Origin of the sequence: Roseiarcus fermentans, assembly GCF_003315135.1 — a bacterium.
Taxonomy (GTDB): domain Bacteria; phylum Pseudomonadota; class Alphaproteobacteria; order Rhizobiales; family Beijerinckiaceae; genus Roseiarcus; species Roseiarcus fermentans.
Window position 1 is genome coordinate 1 of sequence record NZ_QNRK01000051.1, and the last position, 15,067, is coordinate 15,067.

A 15,067-nucleotide genomic window follows, 5' to 3' on the forward strand; every position below is an offset into this window, starting at 1 on the left:
CGGGCCACAACGCCGACCTGCTGCAGCTGCGCGCCGCCGACTACGCCTATCTCACCCCCGCCATGACGCAGGCCCAGGACGTCGCCGCGGTGCTCGGGCAGTCGGTCGGGACGGCGAATTCGGTTACTGTCTTCGACAGCGTCGGCGACAGCCTTACGCTTCAGGGCGTCACGGCGGCGACGCTGGCCGCGCAGCCCAACGCCGTCCAGTTCGTGTGACGAAAGGTCGTAGAGCGCGCCGCTGAGACCTGAAACCGGAGGTCTGCTTTCGTCCGCTGGAGCCCGAAACCGGGAGCCGCACTTCGGCGACGAAAGCCGCTTCCGGTCGTCGGTCAGACGTCGTCCGGCGGCTCGCCCCGCTCACGCTCCGATCCGGGTATCACGTAGCCGCCCTTGAGCCATTTGTACAAATCGACGTCGGCGCATCGCCTGGAGCAGAATGGGTCGTAGCGCTCGCTCCTGGGCTTTCCGCAGATCGGACAGACCGGCGCCTTCGCCGGCGGCGGCTTCGCAGCATCGCTGTCGTTCGCGCTCATTCGAGAACAGTCCCGCTCCAGAGCCGGTGCGGATGATACCCCTCGCCGTTGAGCAGCGCAGCGGTCTCCGCGAGCGGCAACCCGACGACGTTGGTGTAAGACCCGACGATTCGGATGACAAAGCCGCCGGCGAGGCCCTGGATGGCGTAGCCGCCGGCCTTGCCGCGCCATTCGCCGCTCTGGACATAGGCGTCGATTTCGTCCCGCGACAGGCGCTTGAAGCGCACGCGCGTCTCCACCAGCCTTTTTCGCAGTCTCCCTTCGGTCGCCAGCGCCACGCCGGTGTAGACACGGTGGCCGCGGCCGGAGAGCAGGGCGAGGCAGGCTTCCGCCTGGTCGGCGGTTTCGCACTTGGGCAGAATTCGCCGACCGACCGCGACCACGGTGTCGGCCGCCAGCGCGAGGCAGGCGGCGCGGCCGCCACCTCCGGCGTCGCCTGCAGCGGAGGCCTCGGCCTTTTCCGCCGCGAGCCGCTCGGCCAGCGCCCTCGGCGCCTCCCCGGGTCGCGGCGTCTCGTCGATCTCCGACGGCGCCACGCAGTCTGGGGCGACGCCGATCTGGGCGAGCAGGGCGAGGCGGCGGGGCGAGCCCGAGGCGAGCACGAGCCGCGGACGGGCGGGCGCAATCATCATGTCGTCCAGCGCCCGCGCGCGAGCGCCGGCCTCACTTGAAGCGGTAGGTGATTCGGCCCTTGGTCAGATCGTAGGGCGTCATCTCGACCAGGACCTTGTCGCCGGCGAGCACGCGGATTCGATTCTTGCGCATTTTGCCGGCCGTGTGAGCAATAATCTCGTGATCGTTCTCCAGTTTGACCCGGAAGGTCGCATTCGGGAGCAATTCGACCACGAATCCCGGAAACTCGAGCAGTTCTTCTTTGGACATAGGGCTCCTTCTAGAGTCGGCTCGCAGGCGTTGGCAAGCATGCAGACACCGACGCCGCCCCGAATGTCCGGAGCCGCTCGGCCAATCGCCGGACGACACGCGTCGCCCGGCCCCTTGTCGCAGGAGCCGGGCGACGCCGGCCTTCTAGCGCATTTCGCCGCGAAAGGGAAAAGTACAAAAGGCGCCGCCGCGAGCGCGATCCATGAGGCGGCGGGTCGGCGGTACGCCGGTCCCTCGTCTCCGGCGGGAGCGATCGAGGGAATGCTCCCGCTCCGAGGTCTCGGTGGCGCGCGCGGCTTGCGAAAGGCCCGCGTCCGGTTCGCCGCCGCGCCCGCTAGGTCACGCCGCCGAGGTCGTGCGCGCGGTAGCGCCGAACCGCGAACGGAATCGAGGCGAGGTAGGCGAGGGTGACGGCGATCAGGGTTTCCATCGGGAATACGAAGACGAGCAGGAGCATCGCGGCGACGCCGACCAGAAAGACCGTGAGATACTCCCGCGGCACGCGACCGATCGACTTGCCGGAGAAATGCGGCACCCGACTGGCCATGAGGAACGCGACCGCAACCACGTACACGCTCTCGATCAAGGCGACGCGGGGACTGGTCGAGCCGAGGTCGAGCGCGAAGCGGATGTAGATCGGCAGCAGGACGACGATCGCGCCCGCCGGGGCGGGCATGCCGACGAAGAAGGTCTTTCGCCACGACGGCTGGTCGGGGTCGTCCAGCATGACGTTGAAACGGGCGAGCCTCAGCGCGCAGGCGATGGCGAACAGAAGGGTCACGATCCAGCCGAAGCTCTTGGCCGCGTGCAGATCGGCGACGAACAGGACGAGCGCCGGCGCGACCCCGAAATCGACGAAATCGGCGAGCGAATCGAGTTCGGCCCCAAACCGCGACGTTCCCTTGAGGGCGCGCGCGATCCGGCCGTCCAGCCCGTCGAGCACGGCGGCCCCGACGATCGCGATGACCGCCCACTCGATCAACCCGTCCATGGCGAGGCGGATGGCGGTCAGGCCGAGGCAGAGCGCCAGCAGGGTCACGATGTTGGGCAGCAGGAGCCGCAACGGCACCCTGCGAAAACGGCGCCGCGGCGGCTGGACGGCGGAAGGCGACGGCCCTTCGCTCGGCGAAGTCGACTCGTCCATGGGCCGTCAGCTCCTCTGGAACGGCAGCGGCGCAGTGGCGGCCGAGAGCCGGGCGATCACCGTCTCCCCCGCAATCGCCCGCGATTCGAGGCCGACGACGATCCGGGCGTCGGCCGGAAGGTAGAGGTCGACCCGCGAGCCGAAGCGGATCAGACCGATTCGCTCTCCGGCCGCGAGCCCGGCGCCCTCCCGGGTGAAACAGACGATCCGGCGCGCGATCAGGCCGGCGATCTGCACCACCCCGTACCGGCCCGAGAGCGCATCGATCACGATGCTGTTGCGCTCGTTGTCCTGGCTCGCCTTGTCGAGGTCGGCGCTGAGGAACAGTCCCGGATGATAGACGATCCGCTCGACCCGCCCCGCGACGGGGGCGCGGTTCACATGGCAGTCGAACACCGACATGAAGATGGAGACGCGCTGCAGCGGCCCCAGCCCGAGCCCGAGTTCGGGCGGCGGGGCGGCGAGCCCTGCGAAGCTGACCAGCCCGTCGGCGGGCGCGATCACCAGGTCGGGGCTGACCGGCGTTACGCGCGCGGGATCGCGAAAGAAATACCCGCACCAGAGCGTGGCGATGAGCCCGATCCAGCCGAGCGGTCCCCACAACCACCCGAGAACCAGGCTCGCAACCGCGAATCCCGCCACGAACGGATAGCCCTCGGGATGGATCGGCGCGAGGCTGCGCCGGAGAGAGTTGATGACGCTCATGAACGAGAGACCTGGTTGCTGAGGCTGGCGCTTGATGGCGCCAACGGCTGCAAAAGTCACGGCGCGTCGGGCGAAATGATCGTCTCGGGGAGGGCGAACGCGTCGCGATCGCTGCGCTCGTCGTCGCGATAGCCCGCGCGCTGCAGCGTCTCCTCCGCCGCGTCCGCCTCGCGCTGCCGGCTCCACAGCGCGGCGTAGACGCCGCCCCGCTCGATCAGCGCGTCGTGGGTTCCGCGCTCGACGATGACGCCCTTGTCGAGCACCAGGATCTCGTCGGCGTCGACGACCGTCGACAGCCGATGCGCGATCACGATCGTGGTTCGCCCGCGCGAGACGCGCTCCAGCGCCGACTGGATTTCGCGCTCGGTGAACGTGTCGAGCGCCGATGTCGCCTCGTCCAGCACCAGGATCGGCGGCGCCTTCAGCATGGTGCGGGCGATCGCCACCCGCTGTTTCTCGCCTCCCGACAGCTTCAGCCCGCGTTCGCCGACGGCCGCGTCGTAGCCGTGCGGCAGCGACCGGATGAAGGCGTCGATCTGGGCGTTCTCGGCCGCCGTGTCGACGTCGGCGTCGCTCGCGCCCTCGCGGCCGTAACGGATGTTGTAGAGAATCGAGTCGTTGAACAGCACCGTATCCTGCGGAACCATGCCGATGGCGGCGCGCAGCGAAGTCTGCGTGACCTGCCGGATGTCCTGGCCGTCGATCAGGATGCGGCCGCCGGTCGGCTCGTAGAACCGGAACAGGAGCCGCGAGATCGTCGACTTGCCGGCGCCCGAGGGGCCGACGAGCGCAATGGTCTGTCCGGGCCGGGCCTCGAACGAGATTCCGCGCAGGATTGGCCGTTCCGAGTCGTAAGCGAACTCGACGTCCTCGAAGCGCACGTCGCCCGCGGTCACGCGCAGCGCCTGCGCGCCGGGCAGGTCGTCGATTTCCGGATTCTGGCCCAGGATCGCGAACATCGCCTCGATGTCGACGATCGCCTGCTTGATGTCGCGATAGACCATGCCCATGAAATTGAGCGGCTGGTAGAGCTGAAGCATCATCAGGTTGATGAACACGAAGTCGCCGACCGTCTTGCGCCCCTCCTTGATCTCGGCCACGCACATCATCAGGACGGCGGTCAGCCCGAGCGTGAAGACGATCGCCTGCCCGGCGTTGAGCACCGCCAGCGACACATAGGTTCTGACGCTCATGCGCTCGTAGCGCGCCATCGCCTTGTCGTAACGGGCGGTCTCGCGCGCCTCGGCGCCGAAATACTTGACCGTCTCGAAGTTGAGCAGGCTGTCGATCGCCTTGGTGTTGGCGTCGGTGTCGCTCTCGTTCATCGAGCGGCGGATGCCGATGCGCCAGTTGGTCGCGACCGTCGTGAAGGCCAGATAGGCCGCGACCGTCACGCTGATCGCCACGACATAGCGCCAGTCGAACGAGAACAGCATGGCGCCGACGATCAGCGCGAATTCGACGATCGTCGGGACCGCCGTCAGCATCGAGGTGCGAATGATCGTCTCGATCGCGTTTCGGCCGCGCTCCAGCACGCGCGTCAGCCCGCCGGTCTTCCGTTCCAGATGAAACCGCAGCGACAGGTGATGCAGGTGCTCGAACACCTCGATCGCGAGTTTGCGTACGGCGTTCATCGCGACCGCTGCGAAGAAGGCGTCGCGACCCTGCTGCGTCAGCGCCATCACGATGCGCAGGGCGCCGTACAGCACGGTCAGCGCCCCCGCGCCGACGACGACGTGACCGAGCGGAAAAGGCGTCGACGGGAGGTTTCCCGCCAGCGAATCGGTGACCCATTTGAAGGCGTAGGGAATGGCGATCGTGGCCAGCTTGGACAAGAGCATCATGGCGATCGCGAGCGCCACCCGCACCTTCAGGTCGGTTCGATTCGTGGGCCAGATGTAGGGCCACAGGAGCCTGACGGTGCTCGTCAAGGTGGCCCGTTCACGCCCCCGCGGAGACTGATTCTTCGAGGTCATTTGGCCACGCGTCGGTCTCTGCGGAGACGGTTGATGGATGGGATCGCATATAGTCGTTCAGGCCGGCGCGCGACATCCTCGCCAATCTCTTTTTTGGCTTCGTTCTCCCTTGCGTGAGACGTATTGCCGCAGGATCCCGGCAAATCTCGGCGCGGCGTTCCGTCTCGCTTTCGCCGCGACGGGCAATCGGCGCGAATCAATTCGCCGGTTATCAGCGGCTAACTGAGCGTTGCGCCGAGTCAAGCGATATCGACTGTGTCCGCGCCGCGTCCAACATGGGTTCAGGGAGGGGCGCTGAGTATTCAACCGAAGACTCGCGCTCGCGTAGCTAAAAAAAGTCTGAGAACAACTTGTGCCATGTCTACGGATGCGCTATACGCGAGCGCGCCCAAGTCGCTGCTTGGCCGTAACAAAAGATCAGCGCCGTCCCGGTCAGGCGGCGACAATGACCTGTGAGTTGTTCGCCGGTCGCGTTCGTCTCGGGGCATCCGGAGTCATGATAGAAATGAGCGAATCCAGCAATCACGTCGAGCTCGCAGCGGAAATCGTTTCGGCTTACGTCTCCAACAATTCCGTGCCGGCGAGCGAGCTTCCGACGCTGCTCAACGATGTTCATGCGGCGATCGTCCGAGTGGCCTCGGGCGCGCAGCCGATCGTCGTCGAGGCGGCGAAGCCGGCCGTCCCGCCGAAGAAGTCGATCACCAACGACTACATCGTCTGTCTCGAGGACGGGCGGAAATTCAAGTCCTTGAAGCGGCACCTGCGCACCCAGTACAATCTCTCGCCCGAGGAATACCGGGAGAAGTGGGGTCTCCCCGCCGATTACCCGATGGTCGCTCCGGCTTACGCTAAGGCGCGCTCGGCGCTCGCCAAGCAGATGGGGCTGGGACAGCAACGCCGTCGCCGCAAGTAAGGCCCGACTGGCTTTCTGGGGGGTTATGTCGGGGAAGCAGGCCGCCGCCGTGACCGGCGCGGCGCCTCGGGCGCAGGTCGCGATCGCTGGCCGCGCGCGGTCGGCTGGGGCGAATCCGTCGGGCCCCGCGCGGCGACAACGCCGCGCGGGGCCGTTTCTGGCGGCTATTTGGTTCCAAACATCCGATCGCCCGCGTCGCCCAGTCCCGGCACGATATAGCCGTGGTCATTGAGTTTCTCGTCGATCGCGGCGGTCCAGATCTCGACGTCCGGATGCGCGTTGGTGAGCCTCTCGACGCCCTCGGGCGCCGCCAGCAGGCACACGAAGCGCATGTCCCTCACGCCGCGCCGCTTCAGTCGGTCGAGCGCGGCGATCGCCGAATTGCCGGTCGCCAGCATCGGGTCCATCACGATGACCAGCCGCTCGGCGACGTCGGTGGGCGCCTTGAAGTAGTACTCGACCGCCTCGAGCGTCTGCGGGTCGCGATAGAGCCCGACGTGGGCGACGCGCGCGCTCGGCACCAGATTGAGCATGCCGTCGAGAAAACCGGTTCCCGCGCGAAGGATGGGCGCGAAAACGAGCTTCTTGCCGGCGATGGTCGGCTGCATGGTCTTGGCCAGCGGCGTCTCGACTTCGATCAGTTCGATCGGCAGGTCGCGGGTGACCTCGTAGGCCAGCAGCATCCCGATTTCGTTGAGGAGCTGGCGGAACCCCTTGGTCGAGACCGTCTTGTCGCGCATCAGCGTCAGCTTGTGCTGCACGAGGGGGTGGCTGACGACGTGGACGTTCGACATGGGCAATGCTCCTGGCCATTCTGGCTCGGGCAATTCTAGACCGAACCGGACCGGGTTGCGCCGGGAAAGGCGGCGACGGTCGACCCGTCCCCAGCTTTGAGCCCGGGCGCCGCGCGCTGCGGCCACGTCAACCGGTATTGACGGGGGCCGGACGACGATGTCAGGTGCGTCTGCACATGGCCTCCTCGATGACCCCTCCGATCAGCCGCAACTGGTCCCTGCCCAACGTGTTGACCTACGCCCGGGTCGCCGCGGTTCCGGTCGTCGCCGGACTGCTGTTCTGGCCGCAGGACGCATGGGCCCGCTGGAGCGCGCTGGCGCTGTTCATCGCCGCCGCGCTCACCGATTTCTTCGACGGCTATCTCGCGCGGGCGTGGTCGCAGCAGTCCTCGCTCGGGCGGATGCTCGATCCGATCGCCGACAAGCTGCTCGTCTCCGCCGCGATCCTGATGCTCGCCGCCGTCCAGACGATCTCAGGGGCCACGCTCTGGGCGGCGATCGTCATTCTGTGCCGGGAAATCCTCGTGTCCGGCCTGCGCGAATATCTGGCCGAGCTCAGGGTGCCGATGCCGGTGACGGCGGTGGCGAAATGGAAGACCACCGCCCAGCTCGTCGCGCTCGGCTTCCTGATTGCGGGCCCGGCGGGCGAGGCCGTGCTGCCCGGGTCGGTCACGATCGGCGTCGTCCTGCTGTGGCTCGCCGCGATTTTGACGCTCTACACCGGCTGGGACTACATGAAGGCGAGCCTGGACCACGTCGGCGGCGATTGAGGCCCATGAAACTGATCTATTTCGCCTGGGTGCGCGAACGGGTGGGTAAGGGCGAGGAGGAGCTCGACCTTCCCCCCGACGTCGTGACCGTCGGCGACCTGATCGCCTGGCTGGCGAGCCGCGGCGAGGAATACGCCTACGCCTTCGAGAAGCCGATGGCGGTGCGGGCGGCGCTCGACAAGGTGCACGCCGGCCGCGGGGCGGCGATCGCGGGGGCGAAGGAGGTCGCCTTCTTCCCGCCGATGACGGGAGGCTGACCCGGCATGGCGACGGTCCGGGTCCAGCGCGAGGATTTCGACGCCGGCGCCGAGGCGGCCGCGCTCGCCCGGGGGCGCGCCGATGTCGGCGCCGTCGTCAGCTTCGTGGGCTTTTGCCGCGACGACGGCGGGAGGCTGGCCGCGCTCGAACTCGAACACTATCCCGGCATGGCGGAAGCGGAGATGGCGCGGGCCGCGGCGGAGGCGGAGGCGCGATGGCCGCTCCTCGGCGTGACCGCGATCCACCGTTTCGGCCGGATCGCGCCCGGCGAACAGATCGTTCTGGTCGCGGTCGCCTCCGCCCATCGCGGCGAAGCGTTCGCGGCGGCGGAAATGCTGATGGATTTCCTGAAGACCCGGGCGCCGTTCTGGAAGCGCGCGCTGATGCGCGACGGAACGGTCGGCGGCTGGGTCGAGGCCAGGGAGGCCGACGACGCGTCGGCAGCGCGCTGGAGCGCCGCCGACCGCTGAAGAGGTCAGACGCGCCGGCCGGCGAACCGGTCGTAGAGCCAGACGACGACGATGGCGCCGATCACGGAGACGATGATGCTCCAGATGTTGATCCCGGTGACGCCGGTCCCGAAGACCGCGCTGGCGAGGAACCCGCCGACGACCGCGCCGATGACGCCGAGCGCGAGATTCTGAAATATTCCGGAGGTCGGCTTGTTGACGAACCACCCGGCGAGCCAACCTGCGATCAGCCCGAGAATGATCCAGCTGATGACGCCCATGGCAAACACTCCTTCCGCGGGCCCGGGCAAGGTCCGCAATCCCCGATCGCGGCCCGGGCGCGCGGATTGTTGCGGGATGGACGCGGAAAACGCAAGCCGGTAGGCTGGCGCGTCTTTACCTGGGCGTACGCGACATCACATGGCGGCGACGGCGCCGCAGCGGGCGCGGCCGGCCTCATTGAGGAGGAAGCGATGGGAATGTTTGACGATACGGTGAAGAACTCGGTGCCCGGCGGCAGCCTGGCGACGCCGATCGCGGTCGCGGTCGGCGCCCTGATCCTCGGCAAGCTGTTCGGCGGGAGCTCGTCGCAGGCGTCCGCGCCGCCCCAGCCGATTCCGGCGCAGATCCCGGTCAACCCGCCGACGACCAGCGTGGTCGGCGGCCTCGGCGATCTGATCGGCAAGCTGACCAACGGCGGGCTCGGTCAGCAGGTCAATTCCTGGGTCGGCCATGGGCCGAACGAGCCGGTCCAGCCCGGCCAACTCGGCGGCGCGCTCGGCGGCGGCATTCTCGACCAGCTTTCGAAAAGCACCGGCCTTAGCCAGCAGGAACTCCTGAACCAGCTCGCGCTCGCCCTGCCGGCGGTCATCAACGGTCTGACCCCGAAGGGCCGCGTGCCGACCGTCGCCGATCTCGAGCAGAAGTAAGCGCCAGGGAGAGGCCCTTCACGCCCGTCCGCGAGCGCGCCGCGTTTCCCCGCGGCGCTGGGCATTGCGATCGCGCGTGGAAGGGAGGGGCCGCCGTCGACGGCGACGCTCAGCCTTTTCGTGTGCTCCGAACGGCGGCGCGGACGCCCGGGGTCGGCGGCGGCTGTGCAAGCAGACACGGCGCCGTCGGGTTCATGATCATCGCGACCGCCGCCCTGCGGCGCGCGGCTCGCGACGCGACGCGCCGGCGGGGACGAGCGTCGGCCCGTCCAGCCCGCCCGCGCCCCCTCCAAGAAGCCGCGCATTCGCCTCAATTGGGCGCTCAACTCGGCCAACGGGACAGGAGTGGCAGGAGCGGCGCAAGTCGGCGCCCGCCGGCCGGAACGGAGCCGCGGGGGGCGCAACCCGAGGTGTGACATGCGCAGTGTCCTTCTGGCGACCGCCGCCCTGTCGGCCTTCGCGGCGGCGGGCGTCGCCCGCGCCGCCACCATCGATGTGTTCGATTTCACCCAGGTCGGTTGGGCCCTCGCGTCCGTCGACCCCACGACCCGCGCAGTGTCGGTCGGCGCAGCCGTGCCCGGCGGCGTTCTGTCCGGTTCGTTCACCGGCGTCGTCGGGGCTCGCGGCCTGATCGACCTCGCCGACCTCAGCGCGTTCTCCGCGACCTTCAGCGATACGCGCGGCGACACGATCCGGCAGACCCTGATGTCGACCACCCTGTTCTCCTACGACACGACGGGCGGCGCGCCGTCCCTCGCCATCGGGGGAATCGGCGGCCGCGAGCAGACCTGCGTCGGCGACGGCGTTGCGCTCGCCGCCGGATGCTCGCAGAATTTCGACATCGTCTATCCGTCGGGAATCCTCGGCGCGGCGCTTTTCCCGTTGGGGCCGTACGCCGTGACGATGGATCTGCCGACAGTGACGCTGGTGTCCAGCACGCCGGCCGTCCCCGAGCCGCCCACCGTCGCGCTCGTCCTCTCCGCCCTGGCCGCGGCCCTCGGCTTCGCCCGATGGAGGCGTCCCGCCGCCGCCGTCTAGGCCCGCCCGGGCCCGGAAACGCGCGGTTGCCGCCGAGGGCGTTCGCTGCGAACATTCGCCCCCGCGCCTATGCGCCGGGGGCCCCCATGAAATACTGGATCGACACCGAGTTCATCGCCAAACCCTTCACCATCGACCTCGTCAGCGTCGCCGTCGTCGCCGAGGACGGGCGCGAGTTCTACGTGGAAAGCGACCAGGTCGACTGGTCGAAGGCGAGCCCGTGGACGCTCGAACACGTGCGTCCGCAGCTCGCGGGCGGGGGCATGAGCCTGGAAACCATGAGTTACGCGCTGATGGACTTCACGCATGGCGACGAGCATCCCGTGTTCTGGGGCTATTTCCCGGCCTGGGACTGGTTCGCGCTGGTCGGGCTGTTCGGCGGGCTGGAAGAACTGCCGTTCCACTATCCGCAGCTCTGCCTCGACATCAAGCAATGGGCGATCGAACTCGGGGACCCGTCGTTGCCGGAGCAGACGAGCCCGCTTCATCACGCGCTGAACGATGCGCGCTGGACCAGAGACGCGTGGACGTTCCTCGCCACTCTGCATCCGGAAGGCGCCCCGCGCCGCGCCCACGGCCGCAAGCATTTCGGCCCGCTCGCCGCCGCGCCGAAGGGCGCGCCGCCGGAGGGCGTCCTCTGACGTCGGGGCGGTTTTCGAGGGCGCGGGGGGTGAAAGATTTTGCAACGCGCTCGACGCCGGGGCCGCTGCCCGGGCGCCGACGCCCCGGCAGCGGCGTTCGCTGAGCGCGGACGACGCCCCGACCGACCGCCTCCACGCCGGCGTCCGCCCGAAAGCCTCTGAAGAAAGCGACATTCAGACGACGGGATCGAAGCAAGGGCGAAGAGGCCGGGACGCGGCCCCGCCGGGTTCGCGCAGCGGCGGGCCGGCGTGCGACGGCGGAATGCCCCGGCCCGGCCCACTCGCGCCGCGATCTTCGGCTATCTGTGCTGCGCCGCGCGAGCCCGGCCGGGGTGTCGGTTGGGCGCCAAGCGCGGGGAGGTCGCCCATGGAAGAGACCGCGATCATCGAATACGCCCGGCAACTCATGGAGGCGCACGGCGAATCCGCGCTCGCCGAGGCGGCGCAGCGCGCCGTGCGATGCGAGCGCGACAACGACAAGGAAGGCGCCGAGACCTGGCGGAAGGTCGAATCCGCGCTTCAGACCCTGCGCGGGCCGCGGGCGACCTGAACGGCCGGCGTCTCTCCGAGCGGGACGAGGGCGCCCGACATCGGCCGCGCGTTCCTCTCCCGACCGCCGGGACCCGCGGACCCCGGGCGGCGCCCTGGCGTTTTGTCCATCACCGGCGGCGGCAGGAGGTCCATCATGGCGCAAGAAGTCGACAACGCTGCAAACGCGACCGAGCAGGCCGCGAACGTCGTCGCCGAGACGGCGAAGGCGGGCGAGGCGGCCGGCGAGCGGGCGGCGAAGGCCGGCAAACGCTACGCGGTCGAAACGGCGAAGGCCGGCGGTCAGGCGGGGAGGGTCGGCGAACGATTCGTCGCCGACACGGCGGAACGGATCGAGAGCGCCTCGAGGACCTACGGCGGCGCCGTGGAGGCCGTGTTCAAGGCCGTGCAGGACTACAACGCGAAGCTCCTCCAGATCTTCCAGAGCAACGCGGAGGCCAATCTGCGCCTCGGGCAGACGCTGATGCAGGCCCGCTCACCCGCGGATTTCGTCGAGACCATGGGCAGGGCCATGCGCGACGGCGTCGAACTCGTCGCCGGACAGGCGAAAGATCTGGCCGCGATCAGGCGCGATGCGGCGCGCCGGGTGATGGAAGCGATGACGACGTCGGGGCGGTGAGGTCGGCGTCCCCCTCCGGCTTGCCGGGGAAGGCGAACCCGCGACCCGGAGCGTGTCCGGGTCGCAGCGCCAGGCGCTAGTCGGCTTCGACCGGCACGCCTTCGCCGTCCTCGACGGTGTCGAGGTCGTCGTCCCTGTCGTCGCCTTCGACATAGGCGACGCGGGTGCGCTCAGCGGCCAGACGTCGCGCGAGATCGGCCCAGGTTCCCTCGTGGTCGTCGATCACGCCCTGATAGTCCGCGTGCGCCTCCAGCAGGTCGAGCGGCTCGCCGCCGACCAGCGCGAGTTCGGCGTTGAGCGAGCGGGTGAAGCGTTTCAGGCGCTCCATCCGTTCGTCGGTAAAGCCCTTGATCCTGATCTCGTGTCTGCCGTTGCCCATCGGGCGCCTCAAAATTCGAACCGTTTTCCTGCTTTCGCCGTGAGGGTGAGAGCCAAGTCTGAACCGCCGCGTTCGTCAATGGCGCGCGGTGTCGCACGGGAATCGGGCGAGGCGCGCCCGAACGGCTGTCGGGCGGGGAGTCGCCGGTGTTTTTCGGGGATATCGCCCGCCGACCGGCTATGATGCGGCCATGACCCGAGCCTCCGCCGGATACGCCATCGTTCGGATCGCCGCCGCGGCCGCCGCGGTCAGCGCGATCTACAGCGAGATCGCCCACGGCGAATTCCTGCCCGGCGCGGTGATCGGCTTCGTCAACGGGGCGACGATGTCCTGGGTCGAACTGGTCGTGATCCGCGCCTGGGCGGAGCCGGTTCTGCGGCGGCTGCCGTTCCTGGTCACGCTCTGCGCGCGCGCCGCGCTGCTGTTCGCCGTCGCCCTTCTCGTCAACGCGATCTTCGTGCCGCTGTTCAACGGCTTCTCGCTGGCGCAGGTCGCGGAACTGCGCGACATCGTCTTCGCGCTGTCGGTCAGCCTCGTCCTGAGCGTCGTCCTCGGCGTCGCCGACCTGCTCGGCCTCGACGTGCTGCTCGGCATCGTCGTCGGCCGCTACCATCGGCCGCGGCTGGAGGAGCGCGCGCTGCTGTTCATCGACCTGTGCGCCTCGACCGCGACCGCCGAGCGGCTCGGCGGACCCCGGTTCCTCGATTTTCTCAACGCTGTCTTCGCCGATCTCTCGGGCGCGATCGTCGACAACGGCGGCGAGATCCACAAATACGTCGGCGACGAGATCATCGCCGCCTGGCGCCTCGCCCCCGGCCGCAACGAGCCGCGCATCCTGCTCGCCTGGGCCGCCGCGCGGGCCCGGCTCGCCGCGGGCGCCGAACGCTACCGCCGCGACTTCGGGCTCGCCCCCGATTTCCGCGCCGCGCTGCACGCCGGCGAGGTCGTGGTGGGCGAACTCGGCTCGCGCAAGAAGGAGATCGCGCTGATCGGGGACCCGATGAACACCGCCGCCCGCATGCTCGACGCCTGCCGCGATCTCGACCGGCCGGCGCTCGCTTCCATCGCGCTGATGGAGCGGCTCGCCGCGCCGCCCGGGGGCTTTCAGACCGAGACGATCGCGCCTCTGCCCTTGCGCGGCAAGGCCGTTCCGCTCGCCCTCGTGTCGTTGGCGCTCGAGGGTGCGCCCGCGGCCGTCGTCGCTCCGGTCTGCGCCTGATGCGAGCCCGCCCTTCCCATATGGGGCCTGCGGTCGGCGAACGCGGCGCTCCGACCTGGCTCACCCCGCGCCTCGTCCGCATCGCGCTCATCAGCGCCGCTCTCAGCGCCCTCTCCGGCGCGACCTACGGTTATCTGGTGCATGACGCGCTCGCGACCGGCCTCCTGTTCGGCGGCGGGTTGGGCGCGCTTCTGGCTTTGCTCGAGGGCGGCGTTTTTCACGGCGTCGCCGGCGCGGGGCTGCGCCGCGCGCCATTCGTCGTCTATTTCGGGGTGAGGGCGGGCGCCTATGTGGTCCTCATCGTCGCGACGCTCGGGCTGGTGGTGTGGCTCCTCAACGGTCCGGCGGCCCTCCGCGCGATCAGCGCCGTCGACATCCTTTTCACCATGCTCGCTTCCGTCGTCGCCAACCTCGGGTTCGCGATTTCCGATCTGCTCGGTCCCGGGGTGCTGTTGTCGTTTGCGGCGGGGCGCTACCATCGTCCGCAGCGGGAGGAGCGCGCGTTTCTGTTTATCGACCTCAAGGGCTCGACCGCCCTGGCCGAGCGTCTTGGCGAAGCGGGTTTCCTGCGCTTTCTCGACGCCTTCATTGTCGACGTGTCGCGCGAGATCGTCGACCACGGCGGCGAGATCCACAAATATGTCGGCGACGAGATCATCGCGACCTGGCGACTGAAGCCCGGCCGCAACGATGTCGGGATCGTGCGCGCCTGGGCCGCCGCCTCCGGGCGGCTCGCGGACCGCCGCGCGGCCTACCAGCGGGAATTCGGCGACGGCGCCGAGTTTCGCGCCGCGCTGCACGCGGGCTTCGTCATGGTGGGGGAGATCGGCTCGTTCAAGAAGGAGATCGCCTTGATAGGCGATGCGATGAACACCGCCGCGCGCATGCTCGACGCCTGCCGGGCGCTCGGCCGCGTCGCGCTCGCTTCGGCGGCGCTGATCGATCGGCTGCCCGCCTTGCCGGACGGCGTCGAGCTCGCGCCCATCGCCTCGCTGCCCCTGCGCGGCAAGGCCGAGGCGCTCGCGCTCGTTGCGCTGGCGCTCGCCCAGGAAACGCCCCGCCCGCTGGAGGCCGCAATTTAGGGCGTGGGCGCCTGCGCCGGGTGCGCGCTCGCCTGCAATTTCGTCAAGGATCGCCATGCGCGCGCCGCGGGTTCCGCTGAGATCGGCAGGATCGCTGGGAAAGGCGCGGGTCGACGCTTTCCGCCCACTATCGGCACGGATCTTGCGTTGGGCGAGTGGGTCGCGGTCGCTCTGCGGCAGGCGGG

Annotated in this window: 21 protein-coding genes; 12 read left to right on the plus strand and 9 right to left on the minus strand. The window is 69.1% G+C overall.

Going from position 1 to position 15,067, the window contains the following annotated elements:
• Positions 1–218 (plus strand): hypothetical protein (locus DFR50_RS32390; RefSeq protein ID WP_170153435.1); only part of this gene is annotated, 218 nt, incomplete at its 5' end.
• Between the two features lie 113 nt (positions 219–331).
• Here DFR50_RS32390 and DFR50_RS28810 read toward each other — a convergent pair.
• The 6 genes from DFR50_RS28810 to DFR50_RS28835 form a co-directional block, all read right to left on the minus strand.
• Complete coding sequence (locus DFR50_RS28810; protein WP_113893364.1) at positions 332–535, minus strand: DNA gyrase inhibitor YacG; 204 nt, start codon at positions 533–535, stop codon at positions 332–334.
• Positions 532–1,167 carry a Maf family nucleotide pyrophosphatase gene (locus DFR50_RS28815; RefSeq protein ID WP_245428202.1) on the minus strand — a complete coding sequence of 212 codons (636 nt, stop codon included), beginning with the start codon at positions 1,165–1,167 and terminating at the stop codon, positions 532–534. Before DFR50_RS28815 ends, DFR50_RS28810 begins: the two co-directional genes overlap by 4 nt.
• Positions 1,168–1,198: 31 nt before the next feature.
• Positions 1,199–1,417, minus strand: coding sequence for a translation initiation factor IF-1 (infA, locus tag DFR50_RS28820; RefSeq protein WP_113893366.1), 219 nt, complete (start codon positions 1,415–1,417; stop codon positions 1,199–1,201).
• Positions 1,418–1,751: 334 nt separating this feature from the next.
• A complete protein-coding gene (locus DFR50_RS28825) occupies positions 1,752–2,561 on the minus strand; it encodes a CDP-alcohol phosphatidyltransferase family protein (RefSeq protein ID WP_113893368.1) in 810 nt (269 codons plus the stop codon).
• A 6-nt stretch (positions 2,562–2,567) separates the two neighbouring features.
• Positions 2,568–3,266: a phosphatidylserine decarboxylase gene (locus tag DFR50_RS28830; RefSeq protein ID WP_113893370.1), complete on the minus strand. Its 699-nt coding sequence runs from the start codon at positions 3,264–3,266 to the stop codon at positions 2,568–2,570.
• Positions 3,267–3,322: 56 nt separating this feature from the next.
• Positions 3,323–5,242, minus strand: coding sequence for an ABCB family ABC transporter ATP-binding protein/permease (locus DFR50_RS28835; RefSeq protein ID WP_113893372.1), 1,920 nt, complete (start codon positions 5,240–5,242; stop codon positions 3,323–3,325).
• Positions 5,243–5,738: 496 nt separating this feature from the next.
• Between DFR50_RS28835 and DFR50_RS28840 the strand changes: the two genes are divergently transcribed.
• Complete coding sequence (locus DFR50_RS28840) at positions 5,739–6,155, plus strand: Ros/MucR family transcriptional regulator (protein WP_113893448.1); 417 nt, start codon at positions 5,739–5,741, stop codon at positions 6,153–6,155.
• A gap of 164 nt (positions 6,156–6,319) precedes the next feature.
• On the opposite strand, the gene upp is transcribed toward DFR50_RS28840, so the two are convergent.
• Positions 6,320–6,955, minus strand: a complete 636-nt coding sequence (gene upp / locus DFR50_RS28845) for a uracil phosphoribosyltransferase (RefSeq protein ID WP_113893374.1) — start codon at positions 6,953–6,955, stop codon at positions 6,320–6,322.
• 170 nt (positions 6,956–7,125) lie between these two features.
• Here upp and pgsA point away from each other — a divergent pair, with 170 nt between their 5' ends.
• Genes pgsA through DFR50_RS28860 form a run of 3 tightly spaced genes read left to right on the plus strand, consistent with a single transcriptional unit; the run spans position 7,126 to position 8,447 of the window.
• A complete protein-coding gene (gene pgsA, locus DFR50_RS28850) occupies positions 7,126–7,719 on the plus strand; it encodes a CDP-diacylglycerol--glycerol-3-phosphate 3-phosphatidyltransferase (RefSeq protein ID WP_113893376.1) in 594 nt (197 codons plus the stop codon).
• Positions 7,720–7,724: 5 nt separating this feature from the next.
• Positions 7,725–7,976 carry a molybdopterin converting factor subunit 1 gene (gene moaD / locus DFR50_RS28855; RefSeq protein ID WP_113893378.1) on the plus strand — a complete coding sequence of 84 codons (252 nt, stop codon included), beginning with the start codon at positions 7,725–7,727 and terminating at the stop codon, positions 7,974–7,976.
• A 6-nt stretch (positions 7,977–7,982) separates the two neighbouring features.
• Positions 7,983–8,447, plus strand: coding sequence for a molybdenum cofactor biosynthesis protein MoaE (locus DFR50_RS28860; RefSeq protein WP_113893380.1), 465 nt, complete (start codon positions 7,983–7,985; stop codon positions 8,445–8,447).
• 5 nt (positions 8,448–8,452) lie between these two features.
• Here the strand turns inward: DFR50_RS28860 and DFR50_RS28865 are convergent, their stop codons facing one another.
• Positions 8,453–8,707: a GlsB/YeaQ/YmgE family stress response membrane protein gene (locus tag DFR50_RS28865; RefSeq protein ID WP_113893382.1), complete on the minus strand. Its 255-nt coding sequence runs from the start codon at positions 8,705–8,707 to the stop codon at positions 8,453–8,455.
• Between the two features lie 192 nt (positions 8,708–8,899).
• Here DFR50_RS28865 and DFR50_RS28870 point away from each other — a divergent pair, with 192 nt between their 5' ends.
• The 5 genes from DFR50_RS28870 to DFR50_RS28890 all read left to right on the plus strand — a co-directional run bounded on the left by DFR50_RS28870 (position 8,900) and on the right by DFR50_RS28890 (position 12,202).
• Positions 8,900–9,355 (plus strand): YidB family protein, encoded by a 456-nt coding sequence (locus tag DFR50_RS28870; protein ID WP_113893384.1) that lies wholly within the window; start codon positions 8,900–8,902, stop codon positions 9,353–9,355.
• A 417-nt stretch (positions 9,356–9,772) separates the two neighbouring features.
• On the plus strand, positions 9,773–10,393 hold the full coding sequence (locus DFR50_RS28875) for a PEP-CTERM sorting domain-containing protein (RefSeq protein WP_113893386.1): 621 nt from the start codon (positions 9,773–9,775) through the stop codon (positions 10,391–10,393).
• Between the two features lie 86 nt (positions 10,394–10,479).
• Positions 10,480–11,034, plus strand: a complete 555-nt coding sequence (locus DFR50_RS28880; protein WP_170153436.1) for a 3'-5' exoribonuclease domain-containing protein — start codon at positions 10,480–10,482, stop codon at positions 11,032–11,034.
• 367 nt (positions 11,035–11,401) lie between these two features.
• Positions 11,402–11,584: a hypothetical protein gene (locus DFR50_RS28885; protein WP_113893390.1), complete on the plus strand. Its 183-nt coding sequence runs from the start codon at positions 11,402–11,404 to the stop codon at positions 11,582–11,584.
• Positions 11,585–11,719: 135 nt separating this feature from the next.
• Positions 11,720–12,202, plus strand: coding sequence for a phasin family protein (locus DFR50_RS28890; RefSeq protein ID WP_113893392.1), 483 nt, complete (start codon positions 11,720–11,722; stop codon positions 12,200–12,202).
• A 76-nt stretch (positions 12,203–12,278) separates the two neighbouring features.
• Here the strand turns inward: DFR50_RS28890 and DFR50_RS28895 are convergent, their stop codons facing one another.
• Positions 12,279–12,581: a hypothetical protein gene (locus DFR50_RS28895; protein ID WP_113893394.1), complete on the minus strand. Its 303-nt coding sequence runs from the start codon at positions 12,579–12,581 to the stop codon at positions 12,279–12,281.
• Between the two features lie 190 nt (positions 12,582–12,771).
• Between DFR50_RS28895 and DFR50_RS28900 the strand changes: the two genes are divergently transcribed.
• Both DFR50_RS28900 and DFR50_RS28905 read left to right on the plus strand, forming a co-directional pair.
• Positions 12,772–13,800 (plus strand): adenylate/guanylate cyclase domain-containing protein, encoded by a 1,029-nt coding sequence (locus tag DFR50_RS28900; protein ID WP_113893396.1) that lies wholly within the window; start codon positions 12,772–12,774, stop codon positions 13,798–13,800.
• Between the two features lie 20 nt (positions 13,801–13,820).
• Positions 13,821–14,882 carry an adenylate/guanylate cyclase domain-containing protein gene (locus DFR50_RS28905; protein WP_170153437.1) on the plus strand — a complete coding sequence of 354 codons (1,062 nt, stop codon included), beginning with the start codon at positions 13,821–13,823 and terminating at the stop codon, positions 14,880–14,882.
• The last annotated feature ends 185 nt before the right edge of the window (positions 14,883–15,067 follow it).

Coding starts and splice junctions, on each gene's coding strand:
- DFR50_RS28810 (WP_113893364.1), bottom strand. CDS start 535: ATGAGCGCGAACGACAGCGATGCTGCGAAGCCGCCGCCGGCGAAGGCG.
- DFR50_RS28815 (WP_245428202.1), bottom strand. CDS start 1,167: ATGATGATTGCGCCCGCCCGTCCGCGGCTCGTGCTCGCCTCGGGCTCG.
- infA (WP_113893366.1), bottom strand. CDS start 1,417: ATGTCCAAAGAAGAACTGCTCGAGTTTCCGGGATTCGTGGTCGAATTG.
- DFR50_RS28825 (WP_113893368.1), bottom strand. CDS start 2,561: ATGGACGAGTCGACTTCGCCGAGCGAAGGGCCGTCGCCTTCCGCCGTC.
- DFR50_RS28830 (WP_113893370.1), bottom strand. CDS start 3,266: ATGAGCGTCATCAACTCTCTCCGGCGCAGCCTCGCGCCGATCCATCCC.
- DFR50_RS28835 (WP_113893372.1), bottom strand. CDS start 5,242: ATGACCTCGAAGAATCAGTCTCCGCGGGGGCGTGAACGGGCCACCTTG.
- DFR50_RS28840 (WP_113893448.1), top strand. CDS start 5,739: ATGATAGAAATGAGCGAATCCAGCAATCACGTCGAGCTCGCAGCGGAA.
- pgsA (WP_113893376.1), top strand. CDS start 7,126: ATGGCCTCCTCGATGACCCCTCCGATCAGCCGCAACTGGTCCCTGCCC.
- moaD (WP_113893378.1), top strand. CDS start 7,725: ATGAAACTGATCTATTTCGCCTGGGTGCGCGAACGGGTGGGTAAGGGC.
- DFR50_RS28860 (WP_113893380.1), top strand. CDS start 7,983: ATGGCGACGGTCCGGGTCCAGCGCGAGGATTTCGACGCCGGCGCCGAG.
- DFR50_RS28865 (WP_113893382.1), bottom strand. CDS start 8,707: ATGGGCGTCATCAGCTGGATCATTCTCGGGCTGATCGCAGGTTGGCTC.
- DFR50_RS28870 (WP_113893384.1), top strand. CDS start 8,900: ATGGGAATGTTTGACGATACGGTGAAGAACTCGGTGCCCGGCGGCAGC.
- DFR50_RS28875 (WP_113893386.1), top strand. CDS start 9,773: ATGCGCAGTGTCCTTCTGGCGACCGCCGCCCTGTCGGCCTTCGCGGCG.
- DFR50_RS28880 (WP_170153436.1), top strand. CDS start 10,480: ATGAAATACTGGATCGACACCGAGTTCATCGCCAAACCCTTCACCATC.
- DFR50_RS28885 (WP_113893390.1), top strand. CDS start 11,402: ATGGAAGAGACCGCGATCATCGAATACGCCCGGCAACTCATGGAGGCG.
- DFR50_RS28890 (WP_113893392.1), top strand. CDS start 11,720: ATGGCGCAAGAAGTCGACAACGCTGCAAACGCGACCGAGCAGGCCGCG.
- DFR50_RS28895 (WP_113893394.1), bottom strand. CDS start 12,581: ATGGGCAACGGCAGACACGAGATCAGGATCAAGGGCTTTACCGACGAA.
- DFR50_RS28900 (WP_113893396.1), top strand. CDS start 12,772: ATGACCCGAGCCTCCGCCGGATACGCCATCGTTCGGATCGCCGCCGCG.
- DFR50_RS28905 (WP_170153437.1), top strand. CDS start 13,821: ATGGGGCCTGCGGTCGGCGAACGCGGCGCTCCGACCTGGCTCACCCCG.